The organism is Colwellia sp. MB3u-45, assembly GCF_014077005.1.
Classification (GTDB): Bacteria; Pseudomonadota; Gammaproteobacteria; order Enterobacterales; family Alteromonadaceae; genus Cognaticolwellia.
The window spans coordinates 225,157-244,018 of sequence record NZ_JACGVC010000053.1 but is presented as its reverse complement, the minus strand read 5'-3'; the positions used below and the strand labels follow the sequence as shown (position 1 = coordinate 244,018).

General features: G+C 39.1%; 17 protein-coding genes and 1 pseudogene. 14 read left to right on the top strand and 4 right to left on the bottom strand.

Features of this window, described 5'->3' with window-relative positions; translation table 11 throughout:
- Nucleotides 1–280 precede the first annotated feature (280 nt).
- The 3 genes from H4J41_RS16260 (at nt 281) to H4J41_RS16250 (ending at nt 3,511) form a co-directional block, all read left to right on the top strand.
- Nucleotides 281–1,474 (top strand): aromatic amino acid transaminase, encoded by a 1,194-nt coding sequence (locus H4J41_RS16260; protein ID WP_182137190.1) that lies wholly within the window; start codon nt 281–283, stop codon nt 1,472–1,474.
- Nucleotides 1,475–1,815: 341 nt separating this feature from the next.
- A complete protein-coding gene (locus H4J41_RS16255) occupies nt 1,816–2,895 on the top strand; it encodes a site-2 protease family protein (protein WP_182137189.1) in 1,080 nt (359 codons plus the stop codon).
- Nucleotides 2,896–3,106: 211 nt separating this feature from the next.
- The gene (locus H4J41_RS16250; RefSeq protein ID WP_182137188.1) at nt 3,107–3,511 is read left to right on the top strand and encodes a hypothetical protein; all 405 of its coding nucleotides are present in this window, start codon (nt 3,107–3,109) and stop codon (nt 3,509–3,511) included.
- 92 nt (nt 3,512–3,603) lie between these two features.
- Here the strand turns inward: H4J41_RS16250 and H4J41_RS16245 are convergent, their stop codons facing one another.
- A complete protein-coding gene (locus tag H4J41_RS16245; RefSeq protein WP_182137187.1) occupies nt 3,604–4,299 on the bottom strand; it encodes a YceH family protein in 696 nt (231 codons plus the stop codon).
- 295 nt (nt 4,300–4,594) lie between these two features.
- Here H4J41_RS16245 and H4J41_RS16240 point away from each other — a divergent pair, with 295 nt between their 5' ends.
- A complete protein-coding gene (locus H4J41_RS16240) occupies nt 4,595–7,228 on the top strand; it encodes an EAL domain-containing protein (protein ID WP_182137186.1) in 2,634 nt (877 codons plus the stop codon).
- A gap of 23 nt (nt 7,229–7,251) precedes the next feature.
- Here H4J41_RS16240 and H4J41_RS16235 read toward each other — a convergent pair whose 3' ends face one another.
- Nucleotides 7,252–8,184 (bottom strand): hypothetical protein, encoded by a 933-nt coding sequence (locus H4J41_RS16235; RefSeq protein WP_182137185.1) that lies wholly within the window; start codon nt 8,182–8,184, stop codon nt 7,252–7,254.
- A gap of 139 nt (nt 8,185–8,323) precedes the next feature.
- Between H4J41_RS16235 and tatA the strand changes: the two genes are divergently transcribed.
- The 7 genes and pseudogenes from tatA to hemB all read left to right on the top strand — a co-directional run bounded on the left by tatA (nt 8,324) and on the right by hemB (nt 12,541).
- Nucleotides 8,324–8,572, top strand: coding sequence for a Sec-independent protein translocase subunit TatA (gene tatA, locus H4J41_RS16230; RefSeq protein ID WP_182137184.1), 249 nt, complete (start codon nt 8,324–8,326; stop codon nt 8,570–8,572).
- A complete protein-coding gene (gene tatB / locus H4J41_RS16225; RefSeq protein ID WP_182137183.1) occupies nt 8,572–8,940 on the top strand; it encodes a Sec-independent protein translocase protein TatB in 369 nt (122 codons plus the stop codon). Before tatA ends, tatB begins: the two co-directional genes overlap by 1 nt.
- Nucleotides 8,937–9,692, top strand: a complete 756-nt coding sequence (gene tatC / locus H4J41_RS16220; protein WP_182137182.1) for a twin-arginine translocase subunit TatC — start codon at nt 8,937–8,939, stop codon at nt 9,690–9,692. The genes tatB and tatC overlap by 4 nt, the downstream gene beginning before the upstream one ends.
- Entirely contained in the window at nt 9,692–10,207 is a 516-nt protein-coding gene (locus H4J41_RS16215; protein WP_182137181.1) for a hypothetical protein, read from the top strand. Before tatC ends, H4J41_RS16215 begins: the two co-directional genes overlap by 1 nt.
- A gap of 15 nt (nt 10,208–10,222) precedes the next feature.
- Nucleotides 10,223–11,017 (top strand): TatD family hydrolase, encoded by a 795-nt coding sequence (locus H4J41_RS16210; protein ID WP_182137180.1) that lies wholly within the window; start codon nt 10,223–10,225, stop codon nt 11,015–11,017.
- A gap of 18 nt (nt 11,018–11,035) precedes the next feature.
- Nucleotides 11,036–11,326: pseudogene (locus H4J41_RS16205) on the top strand (GGDEF domain-containing protein); the annotation flags it as partial.
- Between the two features lie 198 nt (nt 11,327–11,524).
- Nucleotides 11,525–12,541, top strand: a complete 1,017-nt coding sequence (gene hemB, locus H4J41_RS16200; RefSeq protein ID WP_182137178.1) for a porphobilinogen synthase — start codon at nt 11,525–11,527, stop codon at nt 12,539–12,541.
- Nucleotides 12,542–12,693: 152 nt separating this feature from the next.
- Here the strand turns inward: hemB and H4J41_RS16195 are convergent, their stop codons facing one another.
- Together H4J41_RS16195 and rhlB are read right to left on the bottom strand one after the other, a co-directional pair.
- Nucleotides 12,694–14,232, bottom strand: coding sequence for a guanosine-5'-triphosphate,3'-diphosphate pyrophosphatase (locus H4J41_RS16195; protein ID WP_259364470.1), 1,539 nt, complete (start codon nt 14,230–14,232; stop codon nt 12,694–12,696).
- A gap of 3 nt (nt 14,233–14,235) precedes the next feature.
- On the bottom strand, nt 14,236–15,501 hold the full coding sequence (gene rhlB, locus H4J41_RS16190; RefSeq protein WP_182137177.1) for an ATP-dependent RNA helicase RhlB: 1,266 nt from the start codon (nt 15,499–15,501) through the stop codon (nt 14,236–14,238).
- Nucleotides 15,502–15,688: 187 nt separating this feature from the next.
- On the opposite strand from rhlB, the gene trxA reads away from it, so the two are divergent.
- The 3 genes from trxA to fre all read left to right on the top strand — a co-directional run bounded on the left by trxA (nt 15,689) and on the right by fre (nt 18,790).
- Nucleotides 15,689–16,015, top strand: a complete 327-nt coding sequence (gene trxA / locus H4J41_RS16185) for a thioredoxin TrxA (RefSeq protein ID WP_126670492.1) — start codon at nt 15,689–15,691, stop codon at nt 16,013–16,015.
- A 187-nt stretch (nt 16,016–16,202) separates the two neighbouring features.
- Nucleotides 16,203–17,462 (top strand): transcription termination factor Rho, encoded by a 1,260-nt coding sequence (gene rho / locus H4J41_RS16180; RefSeq protein ID WP_182137176.1) that lies wholly within the window; start codon nt 16,203–16,205, stop codon nt 17,460–17,462.
- 632 nt (nt 17,463–18,094) lie between these two features.
- Nucleotides 18,095–18,790 (top strand): NAD(P)H-flavin reductase, encoded by a 696-nt coding sequence (gene fre, locus H4J41_RS16175; protein WP_182137175.1) that lies wholly within the window; start codon nt 18,095–18,097, stop codon nt 18,788–18,790.
- Nucleotides 18,791–18,862: the final 72 nt, after the last annotated feature.

The window sequence follows — 18,862 nt, the reverse complement described above, 5'->3', positions numbered from 1 at the left end:
TGTGATTTAGCTGAATTTAACGGCCGCTACTTAATGTATCGGCCTTTTTTATTGGCTCTTTAGTTAAATTATTTAAGTTAGTAACATTTTAAATAATGTTACTAACTGTTTTTTGTCTGAGATTAACCTATGCCAGTATCGCAAATAAGGCCTTAAATATTTTTTGCCTTATCATACTGCTAAATAATTCGGCTAAAAATCATGGTAAATAATAGCGTATACTCTTGCCTTGAATATATTCGATTACCTTACTTATTGATTAGTTAATTAAAGAGAACTCATGTTTGCCAATATCCCCTTACCTGCTACTGACGAAATTATAGATTTAATGGCACGTTCATCTCAAGATGAAAGGCCTTTTAAAGTTGATTTAACCGTAGGCGTTTATAAAGATAGCCATGACAAGGTCGTGCTAATGCAAGCAGTAAAGCAAGCCGACCAACAGCTCGCCAATGCCGGGCGAAATAAAAGCTATGTCGGTTCAAAAGGTGATCTTGAATATGTGCAATTACTACAAGCAATGGTGTTTGCAAACCAAACCGTGAATGGCTACATCAATGGCATTCAAACCGCTGGTGGCAGTGGCGGCTTACGCGCCATATTAGATTTAATTAAGCTCGCCAACCCTGAGGCCAAAATTTGGGTAAGTGATCCCACCTATGCCAACCATATTCCCACCATTATAGCCGCCGGCTTGGCTTATGAGGAATACGCTTTTATTAACAAAAAAACCATGATGCTTGATGAAATTGGCATGTTCAATACCTTTGAAAAATTGGGCGAAAATGATGTTGTGCTCTTGCACGGCTCTTGCCATAACCCTTCAGGATTACGCTTAACATTGCCACATTGGCAGCAAATTGCTCAGCTAGCAAAATCTACCGGCTTTTTACCCTTAATTGACACTGCGTATCAAGGCTTTGCCGACGGATTAAATGAAGATGCGGCTGGCTTACTGACTATCGCCAATACGGTTGATCGCCTAGCACTTTGCGTAAGTTGTTCAAAAAACTTCGGTTTATACAGTGATCGAGTCGGTGCGGCTTATATTTTAAGTCCAACACAAGAAGAGGCAGACAAAGCGCAAGCTCAACTTGCTATTATGAGTAAAACCACTTATTGGGTACCACCGTCTAATGGCGCTGAAATTGTAAAAACCATTGTTAAAACCCCTGAGCTGAGAAAAGTGTGGTCAGATGAACTGACACAGATAAATATCAAAATTAAAGCCATAAGAGCAAAACTTTGCGCTGCCTTTCGCCAACACTCAGGCGATAATTATTTTGATTATATTTTATCTCAAGAAGGCATGTTTTCTATGTTGCCAGCAACCGCAGAGCAAATGGAAATACTCAGAGATCAATATGCCATATACGGCTTGAATAACGGACGCATTAATCTGGCATCAATTCCAGAGCAACATATGGATTACCTAGTCGCCAGCGTTTTAGCGGTCACACGAGTTGAGCAATAACCAATAAATTACCGTGTTTTACAGCGCGCTTGATAGCTTAGAGAGAAAGTAAGTCTTTTAACTAAGCTTACTTTTACAGTTCGCCATATAGCTTTAGGCCATTTTTTGTCGCTCACACTTGAGTCCGTCAAGCGTTACACAGGAAATCAACCTGATAGGCACAATATGAATAGCCAAGTTAATGCGGTCTAAGGCGGCAACAATTAACCTCAACAGAGCCAAATAAATGAGGTCCAACATATTTTAAAATATTAACTGTCCTTAATGTTTTATCAATAAACCTTGATGCGGCTGCAAATATAGCGATAATCGGGCAAGGTTTTATATGCTGAGTTAATTAATTGCAATTATTAGAAGTAGAATGTCTAGGAAAAACACTAAGATTAGAAGGGTCAATGGCCGGATGGCAGCAAGTATTTTGGGATGAGCAATGTGTCTCACAAATTAATGCTCATGCCGACAGTGAGTCATTTACACATAAATTTACCCTACAAAATGAGCATGGCGAATTACCCGTAGAACTCAAGGGTTCACTGCAATGGCAACCTTTTGCGCTGCAATTTCAACTGTTAGTCAATAACGAGCTATTACACGACAATACCCTCAATGAAAAAGACATAGAGCAACGCCAAATCGTCAAAGGGGAAAAGCAACCAATTAAATTTAGTTTAGTCGGTATGGCTGGCCTAGGCTTGAAGCTATTGAAAAGTGCCAAGGTGGTTAAAGTGCTATTTGCTGCCGGCAGTTTAGCGGCTTATAGTTGGTTATTCTCTATTGAGTTTGCCATCGCACTGATTCTTTGCCTCGTTTTTCATGAATATGGTCATATTCGAGCGATGAAATACTTTGGCTTGAAAACTAAAGGCATATATCTCATCCCCTTTGTTGGCGGTTTAGCGCTGAGCGATGATAAAATTAATACCCGCTGGCAAGACATTGTTATTTCAATTATGGGGCCCTTTTTCGGCTTAATACTTTCTATCGCTTGCTTAGTGGGTTATTGGCTGACCGATATAGAAATACTCGCCGGTTTGGCCGTATTTAATGCCCTGCTCAATTTATTTAACTTATTGCCCATATTGCCGTTAGACGGTGGCCATGTGCTGAAAAGCATCGCTTTTTCAATCAACTCTAAAGTAGGTTTAGTCGCTTGTGCCTTAGGCGCAGCACTGGGTATTTATATCAGTTATTACTTTGGTTTAGCGCTGTTAGGCTTTTTACTGGCTATTGGTAGCATAGAAATATTTTTTGAATATAAACGCCGACATTTAAGCCAGTTACTGCCCCTTAATCGCTATGCACAAATTGTCTCCGCATTATGGTATGTCGTTACCGTTGGGGGTTTATCTGCCATTATTTGGCTAGTGGGCCAAACAGGCAATGACGCATTGTCGCTACCACTTAAAATATTAGGCAGTTAACATTTGTCAGTTCACATTGTCAGTAGTTAAGCTGACGCGGGCTAAGTTGGCTGGCAATTGATGTTATCAACTTAACCCGCTAAAGCTCTTCTTACGCTATGGCAGAACGCAGCTTTGCCGTATAAATTAATCAAAGCTTTATAATGGCAAACAAGGGTTAAAGCTTAAACTTAAGCTGACGACGCAAATATGGCTTGAAAAGGAATAGTTTATGATTTCAAAAAAAGTAAGAGAGTTATTTGTCTCTTTAATGGAAGCAAGCGATGACTCACCCGTGGCTTATGATGAAGAAACTGAACAATACTGTGGCGTATTCAATAACCTAGTTGTTGATAAGTATATTGCACTCGGCGCGTTTGAACTCGTTGAAGATGTAAATGGCCCCACCACCATTTTGCTCAATAACAGAGATGACTTTTTAAGCTCATTCGCTGCTGGCGTCAGAGAAGCGAAGAACGGCAGTGATCAAGCTTACGCCGACTACAACGCCAACCCATTTGCCTTTTCAGTCGGCTTTGAGCATTTCCATCAAATCGCCAAGAAAAAACGTCCACAAAGCGGTTATATCTGCCATGGTTTTGAACGTGATGATAGCGGGTTAGTCCATCTGCAATAATGATCAAAAGAGTAATCAAAAGAATAATCAAAAGAATTCAATCAAGTAAAAGTGTTACCTAAACTGGCTCCACACGGCGATGAAATTAATCGTCACTTGTCTTCAAGTAGCTCAGTTAAACAAGCCATTTGTTCTGTTAATACCGCCACTTGTTGCTCTAACTCGGTTACTCTCTGAGCTAGTTTAGGATCATTGGCTGAGGCAATATTTTCTGTTTGAGTGACGCTCGATTCAGCTAAGTTCCCTTTAACTAAGTCCCTTTGAACTAAGTCACCTGCATCAAGGTCTGAGAGTAAATGTACATAGCGGGAATCGCGCTTTCCTGGCTCTCGTTCGAGTTTTTTGACTAGCCTTTGATTGTTAAGGTTTTGTAATTGATTTAAGGCCACTTCAACTTCACTGACATCAGCAAAGTCAGCTAGACGGTTGGTACGTATTCTTAACTCTCCTGGTGTTTGTGGCCCTCTGAGGAATAACACGCAAATAATGGCTCTTTGCTGAGCTGAAAATTGTAGATTGCCAAATTCAGTATTACAAAAGCGATGAAAGTATTTATTTACTCGGCTGGAAGCTTTTTGATCTATCATTAACTGATGCATTTGTACCAGTTCATCAACAACGTTTTGCACCTCATTTTCTGCCAGTGACATTACAGGTTCACGGTTACTTTTTTGATTGCAGCCTAAGGTTATGCTGTTGATAGAAAGAGGACATTGCTCTGGTGTTGTCGTTTCTTTTTCTAGCATCACGCCGATAATGCGGCATTCCACTGCGGATAATGAAATCATATTAAAAGCATCCTTATTAAAACATCTAGTTATATCAAGCAACTTGCATCTTTACCATGTAATAGTGCATAATTACTCATAAAAAAAGCATAGTTAAACTATGATTTTTTATCGTTTATGCAGACAGTGTCACCGTCTATTTATTTGAAATCGTGAAATTTTTAGCCAGAACTGAACTTATCTGATGATAATTAAAGAATAAATGACGCTAAGCTCTCGCTAAGCCTATTTATTTTGTTAGACTAGCCGTACAAAAATAATACTAATGATAAAACGGAATTTATAAGTGGACTTGATGGCGACGGAAAATACTCATGCGATACGCCAACTTCCTAAGTTAAAATCGCTACTTAAAAAGTATCGACAGCTTAAAAACAAACAATCGAGTTTGTTACAGCTGTCTGAATTATCCAGTTCAATAACCGATCTAGATGCGTTTTATCAAGGTCTTGAATCCGTAATTAAAACCTTACTAGCTACTGACAGTTTCAATATAGCCTTGTTAACCCCCTCTAACGAATTACAATTCACTTACTGCCATAATCCTGTAGAAAAGCGTTTACATGAAGATCTTGATGTAGCTAAAGGACGAAAAAGTCTAACCGGCCTAGTTTTAGAAAGCCAAGCACCAATACATTGTTCTGCCAAAGAAAGAATGGCACTGGCCAAAGCGGATAAAATTGTCTTGTATGGCTCAGTATGGACAGATTGGCTTGGTGTGCCATTAAAACGTGGCGAACAGGTTATCGGTGTTATTTCTCTACAAAGTTATGATAAAAAACGCTATTTTTCTGAGGAAAATTGCCAAATTTTAGAGTTTATTGCTGAACATTTAGTCACAGCTATAGATCGCGTTCGAAGTAGAGAGTTATTAGAGTCTAGTATTCAACAACGTACCATTAAATTAACTCAAACCAATCAAGAGTTACAGCGTGAAATTGTTGAAAGGCAATTGGCAGTTAAAACACATCAAGTGCTGCTTAATATTTCTGAACTAACAACAAAATCGCAAGCTATATCCGAACTTTATCAAGCCTTGCATGACGAAATCAATAAGCTATTACCCGCAAAAAATTTTTATATCGCCTTATTATCTGAAAATAAAAGCCAATTAGAATTTCCTTACTATTGTGATGAGAAATTTACACAGCCCGCGACGAGAAAGCTCAGTAGCGGCCTGTCTGAAATGGTCATAAGAAAGGGTAAACCTATTCTTTTGAGCGATAGCATAATGTACACGTTAGCGGCAGAAGGTGAAGTAACACAATGTGACTTTAGCTCGCCATCTCCTGATTTCGCCTTAACACAGGCTTGGCTGGCCGCCCCTTTATCTAATCAGGGTGAGATTTTTGGGGTTATTGCTATCCAGCATTATCAAGACAAAAATGCTTATCACAGTAAAGATCTCGAGCTTATGCGTTTTGTTAGTCACCATATTGCCATTGAAATTTTACGACAAAAAACGCAACAACAAGCAAGAAAAAACCATGAAGTGCTTGAAGAAAGAGTCAATAAACGCACCCAAGAGCTCCAAGCAACCAATCTCAATTTACGTATGCAAATTGAAGAACGTCGAAAAGCAGAGGCACGTTTGTATCATGACGCGCATCATGATGCTTTAACACAACTGCCCAATAGATCGATGTTTTCAGAGCGTTTAACCTATGCTATTCGACATTTAAAGCGCCATCCTAGCCATAGGTTTGCCGTTTTATTTATTGATTTAGATCGCTTTAAAATGATCAACGACACCTTAGGACATCACGCTGGCGATCAATTTTTAATCGAAATTGCGCGTCGCCTAGGCTATTGTGTGCGCGACAATGACACTTTAGCCCGGTTAGGTGGTGATGAGTTTGTAGTGTTATTAGACTCATTACAAGCACGTGAAGATATTGAAGAAATTGCATCTCGTATCATTACATCAATTGCGCAACCCTTTGAACTTGAGGGTCATACCTTGTATTCAAATGCCAGTATGGGCATTGCTCAAAGTCGGGTTGGCTATAAAGATGCCAGCGAAATATTACGTGATGCTGATGCCGCAATGTATGAAGCAAAAAGTTTAGGCCGCGGTCGATACGTTTTCTTTGAGGACAGCATGCGGGAAAAAATTATTGCCAGCATGACGCTTGAGCAAGAATTAAGGCAAGCCATTCAAAGCAAACAGTTTGAATTACATTATCAGCAAATTTTAGATTTAACCTCAACTAAAACTATAGGCTTTGAAGTACTTTTACGTTGGCAGCATCCAACCAAGGGCTTGTTAACCCCGAGTGAGTTTCTTTTTATGGCAGAAGAAACCGGTATGATTTTGGATATAGAAATCTGGGTGATTGAACAAGTTTGTTTGCAATTAAAACGATGGCAACAGTCAAAAGAATATGAGCACACTTATATTGGTGTCAACCTATCAGGCCGTCACTTAATTCAAGCGAACCAATTAGCAAAATTAATGGCCTTAATCAGTGCTAATACAGTTGAGCCTGAACGACTGATTCTTGAGTTTAATGAATCTGCTTTTGCTCGACATACCGAACTCGCACTTAAAGGCTTAAAGAGCTTGAAAGAGTTTGGCGTTAAGTTAGCTTTAGATGATTATGGTGCTGGTTTATCGTCTTTTAATTTTTTACATAATTACCCGTTTGAATTTATTAAACTCGATCGCAGTTTTATCCATGCTTTAAATCACAATGATAAAAACTTATCTTTAATTAAGGCCTTGCATGAGCTGGGGACAAAATTTGGCTACCAACTAGTGGCGGAAGGCATTGAATCTGAAGCCATGTTCAAGAAGCTACAAACCGTAGGTTGTCAATTTGGCCAAGGTTATTATATTAACCGGCCAGGAAAAATAGCGGACAATAATGCTGATACTGAAAGTTATCTTGATACTAACAGTAATGCGGTAGCAATGATTCAGGCCTAGTTTAACGCTCGAACAAGTTAGCGCTAACCCTTGTGAAAAAAGCCTTCAATGCGTAAGGCAATACCCGGAGTTGTGTTGTAATTTTCTTGCTCGGGAAACTCGACAAAAGGTTCTATTTCAAAAAACAACCAATCGCGCACAGCATTAAAGCGGTATCGATAACTTAAGGTGTACTTATCAATAACAAAGCCTCGTGCCCCGTTGCGTTCACCTTCAGCTTGTAAGCTCAGCACTGATGCCGTGGTGTGATTTATTTGCTCTAGTTTATAAAAACCATGCTTCCAGCGAATACCACTAAAGGCCGCAGAGCCTCGAATACTATAATTTAGACGAAAAAGTGATTTGCTACTTAATTGATAATCGTACTCCAACAATAATTTAGCGCCAAGGCCATCATTAAGGTAGTAATACATTGACGGTTCAACTAAAAAACCTTGCTTGGTATTAATAGTTAAGCGACGTTTATGTTTTGCTCTAGCAAATATATCGCCACCTGAAATACCCAAACGATAATTCATTAACCGGTCATTTTTTTTATCTTGTGTATAGTTTAGTGCTAAAGAAAACTTTTCTTCTTCAGTGCTCGAATTGGTGTTGACTGACTCTAGCGGTAGATTGTTGAGTTCATCATCTGTTTCGTCAGATAACACCACACTAACTCTGTCTTGAAAATGCGGCAATTTAACACGCAATCGAAAGCGTGGCTTGATTTCACTCCAGTCACGACTTTTTGGCAACCAAGCAAAACTAATTTTTGCGGTTGTTTTTGGACTTTGTTGTTCACTATCATTTGCAATAAAAAAACTATCAAACCATTGCGCAGATTGATAAACGGAGTCAGAAACCGTTTCATGCAATCCTTGCATCCAGTGTTCATCTTTTTGTTCAGCGGACGCTTTTACTTCTACTGAAGCATAAGCTTGTGCTGCACTTGCAAATGCAAAGTAAAATAACACTAGGCAAAAATGCCAATAACACTGGTTTTTACAATACATTCTTATCAAAATTTGTTTTACCTCACTATTTATCATATCAGTTGGTGATTTTTTTTCTATAAACTTTATAATGAAATCTAATAAATTATTGGAGTTTTTTATGGGCGGTATAAGTATTTGGCAATTATTAATTATTGCGGTCATTGTCGTATTGTTGTTTGGCACAAAAAAAATACGTAATTTGGGTACTGATTTAGGATCAGCAGTGAAAGGATTTAAAAGTGCAGTAACTGACGATACAGCAAAAAAAGAAGACGCTAGCCAAGAAGATTTAGCTAATAACGACAGTTTAGGTGATAAAACAGCCAAAGAAAGTACTGTGGCTGAAAAAGAGAAAGACCAAGTCTAATGTTTGATATAGGTTTTTGGGAACTGCTATTAATTGCTATTATTGGCCTAGTCGTACTAGGGCCCGAGCGATTACCCGTAGCAATTCGTTCTGTGCGTAGCTGGATAAATAGCATGCGTAATTTTAGTGAGGGCGTTAAAAATGAACTCACTGAAGAGCTACGTATTCATGAACTGCATGCTAATTTAAAGAAAGCTGAACAAGCTGGCATGAAAGACTTATCACCAGAAGTTGCCGCGTCAGTGAAGTCACTAGAAGAAGCGGCAGCAATGGTCAATAATCCTTATCAAACAGCTGAAAACACAACAGACTCGTCTGAAAAAGTCGAACAGCTCGATGATAATAAAAATGAAAAGCAGGGTAAATGAGTTCAGCCGCTAAACAAAATCACACATTATTTGATCACTTATTAGAACTGAGAACACGATTATTGCATGCAGTGTTAGGTGTGTTAGTTATTTTCTGTTCGTTGATTTACTTTGCCCAAGATATTTACCAATATGTCGCAAAGCCACTTTTGGCCGTTATGCCAGAGGGTACGCAAATGATCGCGACTGATGTAGCATCCCCCTTCTTTACGCCATTTAAACTCACCATTGTCTTATCGATATTTCTTGCCATGCCATACATTTTATATCAATTGTGGTCGTTTATTGCGCCTGGTTTGTATAAGCATGAAAAACGTTTAATGGCCCCCTTAATGCTAGGTAGTACCTTATTGTTTTATGGCGGTATTGCGTTTGCTTACTATGTGGTGTTTCCAGTTGCTTTCGCCTTCTTTTCTTCGGTAGCACCCGATGGCGTTACCATTGCAACAGACATTAGCAGCTACTTGGATTTTGTTTTAAAACTATTTTTTGCTTTTGGTGCCGCATTTGAAATCCCTATTGCCATTATATTACTGTGTTGGACTGGCGTAACAACTCCAGCTAGCTTACGCACTAAACGCCCTTATATTGTGGTGGGTGCATTTGTCGTTGGTATGTTGTTAACACCACCAGATATTATTTCTCAAACCATGCTGGCATTACCCATGCTATTGCTATTTGAGTTAGGTATTATTATCGCCTCTGTTTATTATCGAACAGAAGAAGAAACAGCATCAAAGGAAGAACAATAATGAAAAATAATTCTATTATAACGCTTACTATTTTGACCTTGTTATCATTAACAACAAAAGCAGAAACACTTAATGTTAGCTTAGCCCAATGTCTAAAAATTCAAGACAGTTTAGCGCGTTTGGTTTGTTTTGATGACTTAGCTGAGCAAGCTGTGCCAGCCGTCAATGTGAAGGCTAAAATGGTAAAAAATACGCCCGAGGTTAAAGATGAAACTACCATGGCTCCTACGTCGACAAAAGTAGCAGACTTTGGTGCAGAACATTTAACCACATACAAAGTAGCTGAAGAAGACCAACAAGTTGTGTTGATTGTTGAGCAGTTAAGTAAAGATCACTACGATAAATGGCGCTTCACCTTTACCAACGGTCAACAATGGCAGCAAACTGATAATGACTTTCTTAAAATTGAAGTCGGCGATAGTGTCTTACTTAAAAAAGGCTTTATGAGTGCGGTTTATTTGAAGAAAAACCTCCCAGATTCCAATCGAAAGATTCGTGTTAAACGCATGAAATAACGAGTTTATAGTCCCTTGATTGATATTGGTGTCAACTTAACCAACACACGGTTTGACAAAGATCTTTCTGCTGTTATTACCCGCGCTAAAGCAAAAAATATTAATGCCTTACTGGTTACTGGCACTAATATTTTTGCAAGTAAGCAAGCGATTGAGCTTTGCCAGGACTATCCAGACTACTTATATAGTACTGCCGGTATTCATCCGCACGACGCAGACCATGCTGAGACAAATTTTCAACAACAACTGGCTGATTTAGCTGAAAATAGCTGCGTCAAAGCGATTGGTGAGTGCGGGCTAGACTTTAATCGTAATTTCTCAAGTGCCAGCAATCAGAAAAATGTTTTTACTCAGCAAGTGGCGTTAGCAGAGCAACTTCAATTACCCTTATTCTTACATCAACGTGATGCCTTCGAACCTTGGTTTGAAATTTTAAAACCTTATATTGCTCGTATTCCCGCCATGGTTTCCCATTGCTTTACCGGCAATCAAAAAGAGTTACAGCAGTGTATAGATGCTGACATGTATATTGGCATTACCGGTTGGCTTTGCGATGAGCGTCGTGGTCAAGAGTTACGCGATATTGTGCCTTTTATTCCACTAGATCGACTAATGATCGAAACAGATGCGCCTTATTTAACGCCAAGAAACATTCGTCCAAAACCCAAAAGTAGCCGTAATGAACCTAGCTACTTACCTTATATTGTCACTGTGTTAGCCGAATTAATGGGTTATAGTGAACAGGAAATTATCAAACAAACAACCCTTAATAGTGAACGCGTTTTCAATTTAAGTACTCGCAATGCGTAATTCAGTACGGATGTTGCTTGTCGCTATGGTGGTGAAGAGTTTTGCTTGATCCTGCCTGAAACAGATGAAAAAGGGGCTTTAGCTTTGGCAGAAGATATTTGTCAACGTGCGCGCCAACAACATATTTTCAATCATGAAAATGTTATTCATTTAACCGTCAGTTGTGGTCTGACAACGTATCAGCAAGAGCAAGGTGTGACACCTGAAATTATCTTTGATAAGGCAGATAAAGCCCTCTATAAAGCTAAGCAAGCGGGTCGAGATCAAGTACAAGTAATGCCCATTGAAATAATGAATCTGTCAACTTAGTGCTTCAATAGCGATTTGATAAAAAGAAAAACATGTTAAGTATAGTTCTTTATCATGCATTTTTAGCCTCCATTTAATGGCTAGTGAGCTCACTAGGGGCCAGTTTAAAAAGCTATAGGCAAAGTTGTCAGTGCATTAATTCATTGGATGTGGCTATACGTATAGAAAAGTAAAATTAAATTATTATAGGAAATAAGTATGAACAACGTCTTTGGCCAATATCCCGCCCGTCGTATGCGTCGTATGCGCTCTGATGACTTTTCACGACGTTTAATGTCAGAACATCAACTGAGTGTAAATGATCTGATTTACCCTGTTTTTGTCTTAGAAGGTGAAAACCAGTGTGAAGCTATTGCCTCAATGCCGGGTGTCGAACGTAAGAGTATCGATCTGTTATTAGAAGAATGTCAGGAACTGGTCGCTTTAGGCATACCTGCGATTGCCATTTTTCCAGTTACCCCAGCTGATAAAAAGTCATTGTTGGCTGAAGAAGCTTATAACATTGATGGTTTGGCTCAACGCACCGTGCGAGCAGTGAAGGCAAAGTTCCCAAGCTTAGGTGTAATAACTGATGTTGCCTTAGACCCATTCACTACCCATGGTCAAGATGGCATTATCGATGATAACGGTTATGTTCTGAATGAGGTGACTAAGGATATTTTAGTTAAACAAGCCTTATCTCATGCACAAGCGGGTGCTGATGTTGTTGCTCCTTCAGATATGATGGATGGTCGTATCGGCGCCATTCGTCAGGAGTTAGAGCTGCACCATTTTGTTAATACGAAAATATTGGCTTATTCTGCCAAATTCGCCTCTAGCTACTATGGTCCATTTCGTGATGCGGTAGGCTCTGCAGGTAATATCAAAGGGGGTAATAAATTTTCTTATCAAATGGATCCCGCCAATAGTAATGAAGCCTTGCATGAAGTCGCACAAGATATTCATGAAGGGGCAGATATGGTGATGGTTAAACCAGGTATGCCATATTTAGATATTGTGCGCCGAGTAAAAGATAATTTTCAAGTACCGACTTATGCTTATCAAGTCAGTGGTGAATATGCGATGCACATGGCCGCAATTCAAAATGGCTGGTTAGCAGAAAAACCTTGTGTAATGGAAGGTTTGTTGGCCTTTAAACGAGCCGGAGCAGATGGCATTCTTACCTATTTTGCTAAGCGAGTAGCGCGTTGGTTAAAAGAAGAACAAAAAGCCTAAACAGCCGTTGAAATACTCAAAGCTGTGCTGAATTTACTGTCAGTTAATAGTCGTGCTATATAGCACGACTTTTTTATGCTCAGGAACAAGGGGCGATTTTTCTTCCAGACGATAATAATCAGAAGAGTTAAGGATACGAGTTTGATGATTTTTCAGTCTGGCGTGGCCAAGACACTTAATTCATTTTCACAGTCAATGTGCAAGCGATAACCTAGGCGGGCAATATGGTCATTTTCTTGCTTTAATTCATCATGAATTAGCGCGTGTTGCATGAGCCAAGCTTTGGGTAAGGACAAGAACAAAGCTTTCTCATTGAGCCTTATATGGTAGTTTGGTAATTTATCGTCTTTGCGGCGACGGCACAATTTTACCGCTAAGCGAAGAATAATTAATAATTTTGTCGCACTTTCAGCCTCTATCGCTGATTGTTGTTCAATAAGCACTTGGTTGATATCACCTTTATAAAGTGTGACCAAACTCACCAGTAGTTGCCGATCTGGCTGACTAAAGCCCGCAAGGTCTGCATGAGTAAGAATATAAGCACTGTGCTGTTGATGGTATTTGTATTCAAGCAATAAACCTATTTCATGCAAGTCCCCGCTGGCCAATAATAACTCTAATGCATTACCCTCAGGTAAATTCCATGAGCTTTTCAATTGGGTAAACAGCGTGCGAATTTGCCGCTTTACACTATCGGCATGTTGTTGATCAATATGAAAACGTTGGCTTAACGCCTGGATAGTGCGCTGGCGAATATTAGTGGTGTGGCTATCGGGTAACATTTCGTATAGTAAGCCTTCACGTAAGGCACCACTAGAGAGGGTTAATTGTTGAATAGAAAATTGTTGAAATAAGGCAATGAGAATAGCTAAGCCACTGGCAATCACAGGGCTTCTCTCGGTTGATAAACCGGGTAAATTAATATCCTTGATATGCTCAAAGGTTTGTAATTGTTTTTGCACCTGATAAAGAAAGTTCAATGAAAGCACACTGGGCTTATGTTGATAAATCAACATTTCGGCTAATGCTTGCATAGTACCTGAACCGCCTAGTACACATTGCCAACCAATTGCACAAAAATCAGCTTTTACCGTGGCAATAGTCTGTTCAGCGGCAGATATTGCATCAGCGAAGTTTTCAGCCGTAAGCGTACCATCGGGGAAAAATTGTTGATTATAAGTGACGCAACCTAAGTTAAGGCTATGAGCTTGTTTAACCCTAAAGCCTCGACCAACAATAATCTCTGTACTAGCACCGCCAATATCTAAAACTAAGCGTTTATCTGCGCTATAACTGGTATGAGCTACGCCAAGGTATATATGCTTAGCTTCAGCAATGCCGCTTAACAAGGTGACTTTATGTCCCAAAACCTGCTCAGCTTTGGCCATAAAATCAGCACGATTATGCGCTAACCTTAAAGTGGCAGTGGCCACAATTCGAATATTTTCTTTGGGGATATCTTGCAGGCGCTCGGCAAAAAAACTTAAACATTCTAAGCCTTTTGCCATGGCTTGCTCAGACAATATATTTTCTGCGCTCAGGCCAGCAGCAAGGCGCACTTTACGCTTTACTTTGTCAACAACCTGCACACTATCGGCAAGTTGTCGAGTGAGCAACATATGGAAGCTATTGGAGCCTAAATCGACCACGGCATACAGAGGTGATAAAGTCTCCATTGAAGTGGTCGTCATTAATTAGCTGTTCCTTTGAGGCCTAGTACCTGGATTGCGGCTTCGATTTTGGCCACCATTGTGAGGCTTATGACGACGCGGGCGCGGTTTAGGTCTTGGTAAGTCGGTCAATAGCGCATCATGATTATATTTACTGACAGGTAATGAATGATCAATGTAGCTTTCAATTGCGGGTAAATTAAAAACATATTGCTCGCATGCTAAACTAATGGCATGGCCAGTAGCACCCGCTCGGCCTGTACGGCCAATACGATGTACATAATCTTCACAGTCATCAGGTAAGTCGTAATTAAATACATGAGTCACGGCTTCAATATGTAAACCACGTGCTGCTACATCGGTAGCGACTAAAACATCAAGTTGCCCCGCGGTAAATTGCTCTAAAATTTTCAGACGTTTCTTTTGAATAACGTCACCGGTAAGCATACCTACGCGAATATTATCCGCTTCAAGGTGGGCATATATTTTTTCACAAACATGTTTAGTATTGGCAAAAATAATCGCTTTGTCTGGCCAATCTTCTTCAATCAATGTTTGTAGTAAAGACATTTTATCTTCGTTAGAAGGATAAAATAGCTCTTCAGAAATACGAACATTGGTTTTCTGGTCAGGTTCTACTTCAACACTGTCAGGATCGTTCATGTGTTCAAAAGCTAATTCTTTAACCCGAAAAGATAAGGTAGCAGAAAATAGCATGCTTAAACGCTCAGTCGCTGTTGGCATTTTTCCAAACATATAACGAATGTCTTTAATAAAGCCTAAATCGAACATACGATCCGCTTCATCAAGTACCACAACTTCGATATTACTAAGGTTATAAATACCTTGTTTTAAGTAATCAAGTAAGCGGCCACAAGTGCCGATTAAAATATCTACACCTTGTTCAAGTTCTTGGCGTTGACTTTCGTAACCTTCACCACCATATACAATACCAAGGCGTAACCCGGTACTTTTTGCCATTTCAATGGCATCGCGATGAATTTGAATTGCAAGCTCACGTGTTGGCGCCATAATTAAGGCACGCGGTTGATTGTGGCTAACATCTTTTTTCTGTAATAAATGATGAAATGTTGCCGCTAAAAAGGCAATAGTTTTACCTTCACCAGTTTGCGCTTGACCGGCAATATCTTTGCCCGTCATGAGTATAGGAAGAGACTTTGCTTGAATTGCAGTACAATATTCAAAGCCCATTGATTCGAGGCCGTTTACCACGGTAGGCTCGAGCTTAAGTTCGGAGAACTTTATTTCTGTTAAGTGTGTTTTTTTCATACCGCTAGCTTAACAGGTTACGCTATTAATAAAAATTAGATTCACATAAAAGCCTTAATAAATTGATAGCATTAGTTGATTTTGAAATAAAACGTCGATAACTGTTATATATCAATGTTGGTAATTAATGGTGATGAAGGTATAATCTTAAACAATTGGCGATAGGCCACCTTTAATGGAGATATAAATGAGCGATAAAATTGTTCAGTTAACAGATGATAGTTTTGACACTGATGTAATCAATGCATCAGGTTTAGTCCTAGTTGATTTTTGGGCTGAATGGTGTGGACCATGTAAAATGATCGCGCCGTTGTTAAATGACGTTGCTGAAGAATATGCTGGTAAATTAACTATCGGTAAATTAAACATTGATCAAAATTCTAACACTCCACCTAAATATGGCATTCGTGGTATTCCTACGCTGTTACTATTTAAAGATGGCGTTGTCGCTGACACTAAAGTTGGTGCGTTATCAAAAACTCAATTAAAAGAGTTTATTGATAAGAATTTATAAAAAAAGGCCCGAATGATCGGGCCTTTTTGTTTTTTAGCTAAAGATCAACTAAGTGATCCTTTACGGCTTTGCTTTTTAATGCTAAATTTAGATTTCGAACAAAAGAACATCTCAACACCATACTCAAACATCCTAAATCGCCAAACGGCGCAGCATAACAACCTAAATAGTCTAAGAACCCACCACTATGAATCTTAATGAACTTAAAGAAAAGTCGATCAGCGAACTAATTCAGCTCGCAGAATCAATGAAATTGGAGCATTTGGCTCGTAATCGCAAGCAAGACATTATTTTTGCCATTTTAAAAGCCCATGCTAAAAGTGGTGAAGATATTTTTGGTAGTGGTGTTTTAGAAATTCTACAAGATGGCTTTGGCTTTTTGCGATCAGCAGATTCTTCTTATTTAGCCGGTCCTGATGATATTTATGTATCACCAAGCCAAATACGCCGATTTAGTATGCGTACCGGCGATACTATTAACGGTAAAATTCGCCCACCAAAAGATGGCGAACGTTATTTTGCACTATTAAAAGTTAATGAAGTTAACTTTGATCGACCTGAAAATTCTCGTAATAAAATTCTTTTTGAAAACCTAACACCTATTCACCCAACCAACCGTATGACGATGGAACGCGGTAACGGTTCGACTGAAGATATTACCGCACGTGTGTTAGATTTAGCTTCACCGATTGGTAAAGGACAACGTGGTTTGATCGTTGCACCACCAAAAGCGGGTAAAACTTTATTACTACAAAATATTGCCCAAAGCATTGCCCATAATCATCCTGATGCTGAATTAATGGTATTACTTATTGATGAGCGCCCGGAAGAAGTAACAGAAATGCAGCGCTTAGTTAAAGGTGAAGTTATTGCTTCTACCTTTGATGAGCCAGCGAGTCGTCATGTTCAAGTAGCAGAAATGGTTATTGAAAAGGCAAAACGTTTAGTTGAACATAAAAAAGATGTGGTTATTTTACTAGATTCAATTACTCGACTAGCACGTGCATACAATACGGTTATTCCATCATCAGGTAAAATATTAACCGGTGGTGTTGATGCCAATGCCTTACATCGTCCAAAACGCTTTTTCGGTGCAGCGCGTAATATTGAAGAAGGCGGTAGCTTAACCATCATAGCAACAGCCCTTGTTGATACTGGCTCTAAAATGGATGAAGTTATCTACGAAGAGTTTAAAGGCACAGGTAATATGGAACTACACTTATCACGCAAAATTGCGGAAAAACGTGTTTTCCCAGCCATTCATTTTAACCGCAGTGGCACACGTCGCGAAGAGCTATTAACTAAGCCTGATGAATTACAAAAAATGTGGATATTACGTAAAATCGTCCATGAAATGGGTGAAATTGACGCGATGGAATTCATGATTGATAAACTGGCGATGACAAAAACTAATAATGAGTTTTTTGATTCAATGAAGCGCCAGTAATACCAAGATAAACATTGTTTAATGATGCCAGCAAATGCTGGCATTTTTATATCAGCAATAAAATTACCTGCTTATACAATTGAAAAGTAATTGAAAAAATAATGGCTGCGGCTAAGTTTGCCTAAACATTTGATATCCGTGTTACTTTCAATCACGCTTGCCCGCTATTGCTCAATAATATGCTCCTGCTTTGTTTTGTTTTTTTTGTTATTCTAACTCCAAGTATGAGGATTTATTCATGTCGAGAAGTGCTGTTCTTAGATGGCTGTAAATTAGTCGAGTTGTATGGGAGTCATTACCGAGGTCGCTAGGAACGGTATTCTCAGCATCAATCGAGCGGGTATAAAGCAGCTTTAGTATTGCAATGACGATCAGAGTCAAAAAATAATTTACATCATATTACTATCAATTAGGGATTTTATCTTTCAACCGTTATAATACCGACAAATTTTTGGTTCAATTCTAATAGAGTAGTTTAAAAGATTTCATCAATCCATTAGAGAAATTAGCAGAACTAAAATCTCTTAGTCAGACCATTTAAAAACAGTATTTAGTTCGTCTAATTGCTGTAACTCATACACTAATAATACTGTAGCAAAATAACCAGCAGGCAGTAATAAGGTACAAAATAAATGAAAGTGATTACATGTCAGGTAGCGTCGTTAACACCATTAACAGAGCATGTTTATAAGGCGCTTTTAAAGCCAAGTCAGCCTGTTGATTTTTCTGCCGGACAATATTTAAATTTTGTAATGAGTGACGATGATAAACGCCCTTTTTCAATTGCTAGTGCCCCAGGTGCACAATTAATTGAATTACAAATTGGTGCTTTTGGCTCAGACAGTTATCCAATGCAAGTTATTGAGCACATTAAAGCCAACACTGAAGTTACCATCGAAATGCCGTTAGGTAATGCGCAATTGCGCGAAGAAAGTACACGCCCATTATTACTTATTGCCGGTGGTACAGGATTCTCATACATAAAATCTATGTTTGAATATTTAGCATTACAGCATTCTGAACGTGAAGTTATCGTTTACTGGGGCTTACGTGACCCAAGTGCGTGTTATGAGCTAGAGCAAACAGCGGCCATCATTAATAAGTTACCCAATGGTAAATTTACCCCTGTAATTGAAGCGCCGAATGATGATTGGCAAGGTCGCACAGGCATGGTACATAAAGTGGTGATGGCAGAAGTTAACAACTTAGTCGATTATGACATTTACTTAGCTGGCCGTTTTGAAATGGTCGCTGCCGTGCGTGAAGACTTTGTTAAAAAAGGCGCATTAATTGAACATATGTATGCTGATGCCTTTGCTTTTATTTAATAACAATTTTATTAAATAAAAGGGCTATTTTGTTGAACACATGGACGTGAATGCTTAGGTTTAAACAATAAA

What these genes read in the sequence shown, in the direction of transcription:
- H4J41_RS16260 (WP_182137190.1), top strand. Translation starts at nt 281, where the DNA reads ATGTTTGCCAATATCCCCTTACCTGCTACTGACGAAATTATAGATTTA.
- H4J41_RS16250 (WP_182137188.1), top strand. Translation starts at nt 3,107, where the DNA reads ATGATTTCAAAAAAAGTAAGAGAGTTATTTGTCTCTTTAATGGAAGCA.
- H4J41_RS16245 (WP_182137187.1), bottom strand. Translation starts at nt 4,299, where the DNA reads ATGATTTCATTATCCGCAGTGGAATGCCGCATTATCGGCGTGATGCTA.
- H4J41_RS16240 (WP_182137186.1), top strand. Translation starts at nt 4,595, where the DNA reads ATGGCGACGGAAAATACTCATGCGATACGCCAACTTCCTAAGTTAAAA.
- tatA (WP_182137184.1), top strand. Translation starts at nt 8,324, where the DNA reads ATGGGCGGTATAAGTATTTGGCAATTATTAATTATTGCGGTCATTGTC.
- tatB (WP_182137183.1), top strand. Translation starts at nt 8,572, where the DNA reads ATGTTTGATATAGGTTTTTGGGAACTGCTATTAATTGCTATTATTGGC.
- tatC (WP_182137182.1), top strand. Translation starts at nt 8,937, where the DNA reads ATGAGTTCAGCCGCTAAACAAAATCACACATTATTTGATCACTTATTA.
- H4J41_RS16215 (WP_182137181.1), top strand. Translation starts at nt 9,692, where the DNA reads ATGAAAAATAATTCTATTATAACGCTTACTATTTTGACCTTGTTATCA.
- hemB (WP_182137178.1), top strand. Translation starts at nt 11,525, where the DNA reads ATGAACAACGTCTTTGGCCAATATCCCGCCCGTCGTATGCGTCGTATG.
- H4J41_RS16195 (WP_259364470.1), bottom strand. Translation starts at nt 14,232, where the DNA reads ATGACGACCACTTCAATGGAGACTTTATCACCTCTGTATGCCGTGGTC.
- rhlB (WP_182137177.1), bottom strand. Translation starts at nt 15,501, where the DNA reads ATGAAAAAAACACACTTAACAGAAATAAAGTTCTCCGAACTTAAGCTC.
- trxA (WP_126670492.1), top strand. Translation starts at nt 15,689, where the DNA reads ATGAGCGATAAAATTGTTCAGTTAACAGATGATAGTTTTGACACTGAT.
- rho (WP_182137176.1), top strand. Translation starts at nt 16,203, where the DNA reads ATGAATCTTAATGAACTTAAAGAAAAGTCGATCAGCGAACTAATTCAG.
- fre (WP_182137175.1), top strand. Translation starts at nt 18,095, where the DNA reads ATGAAAGTGATTACATGTCAGGTAGCGTCGTTAACACCATTAACAGAG.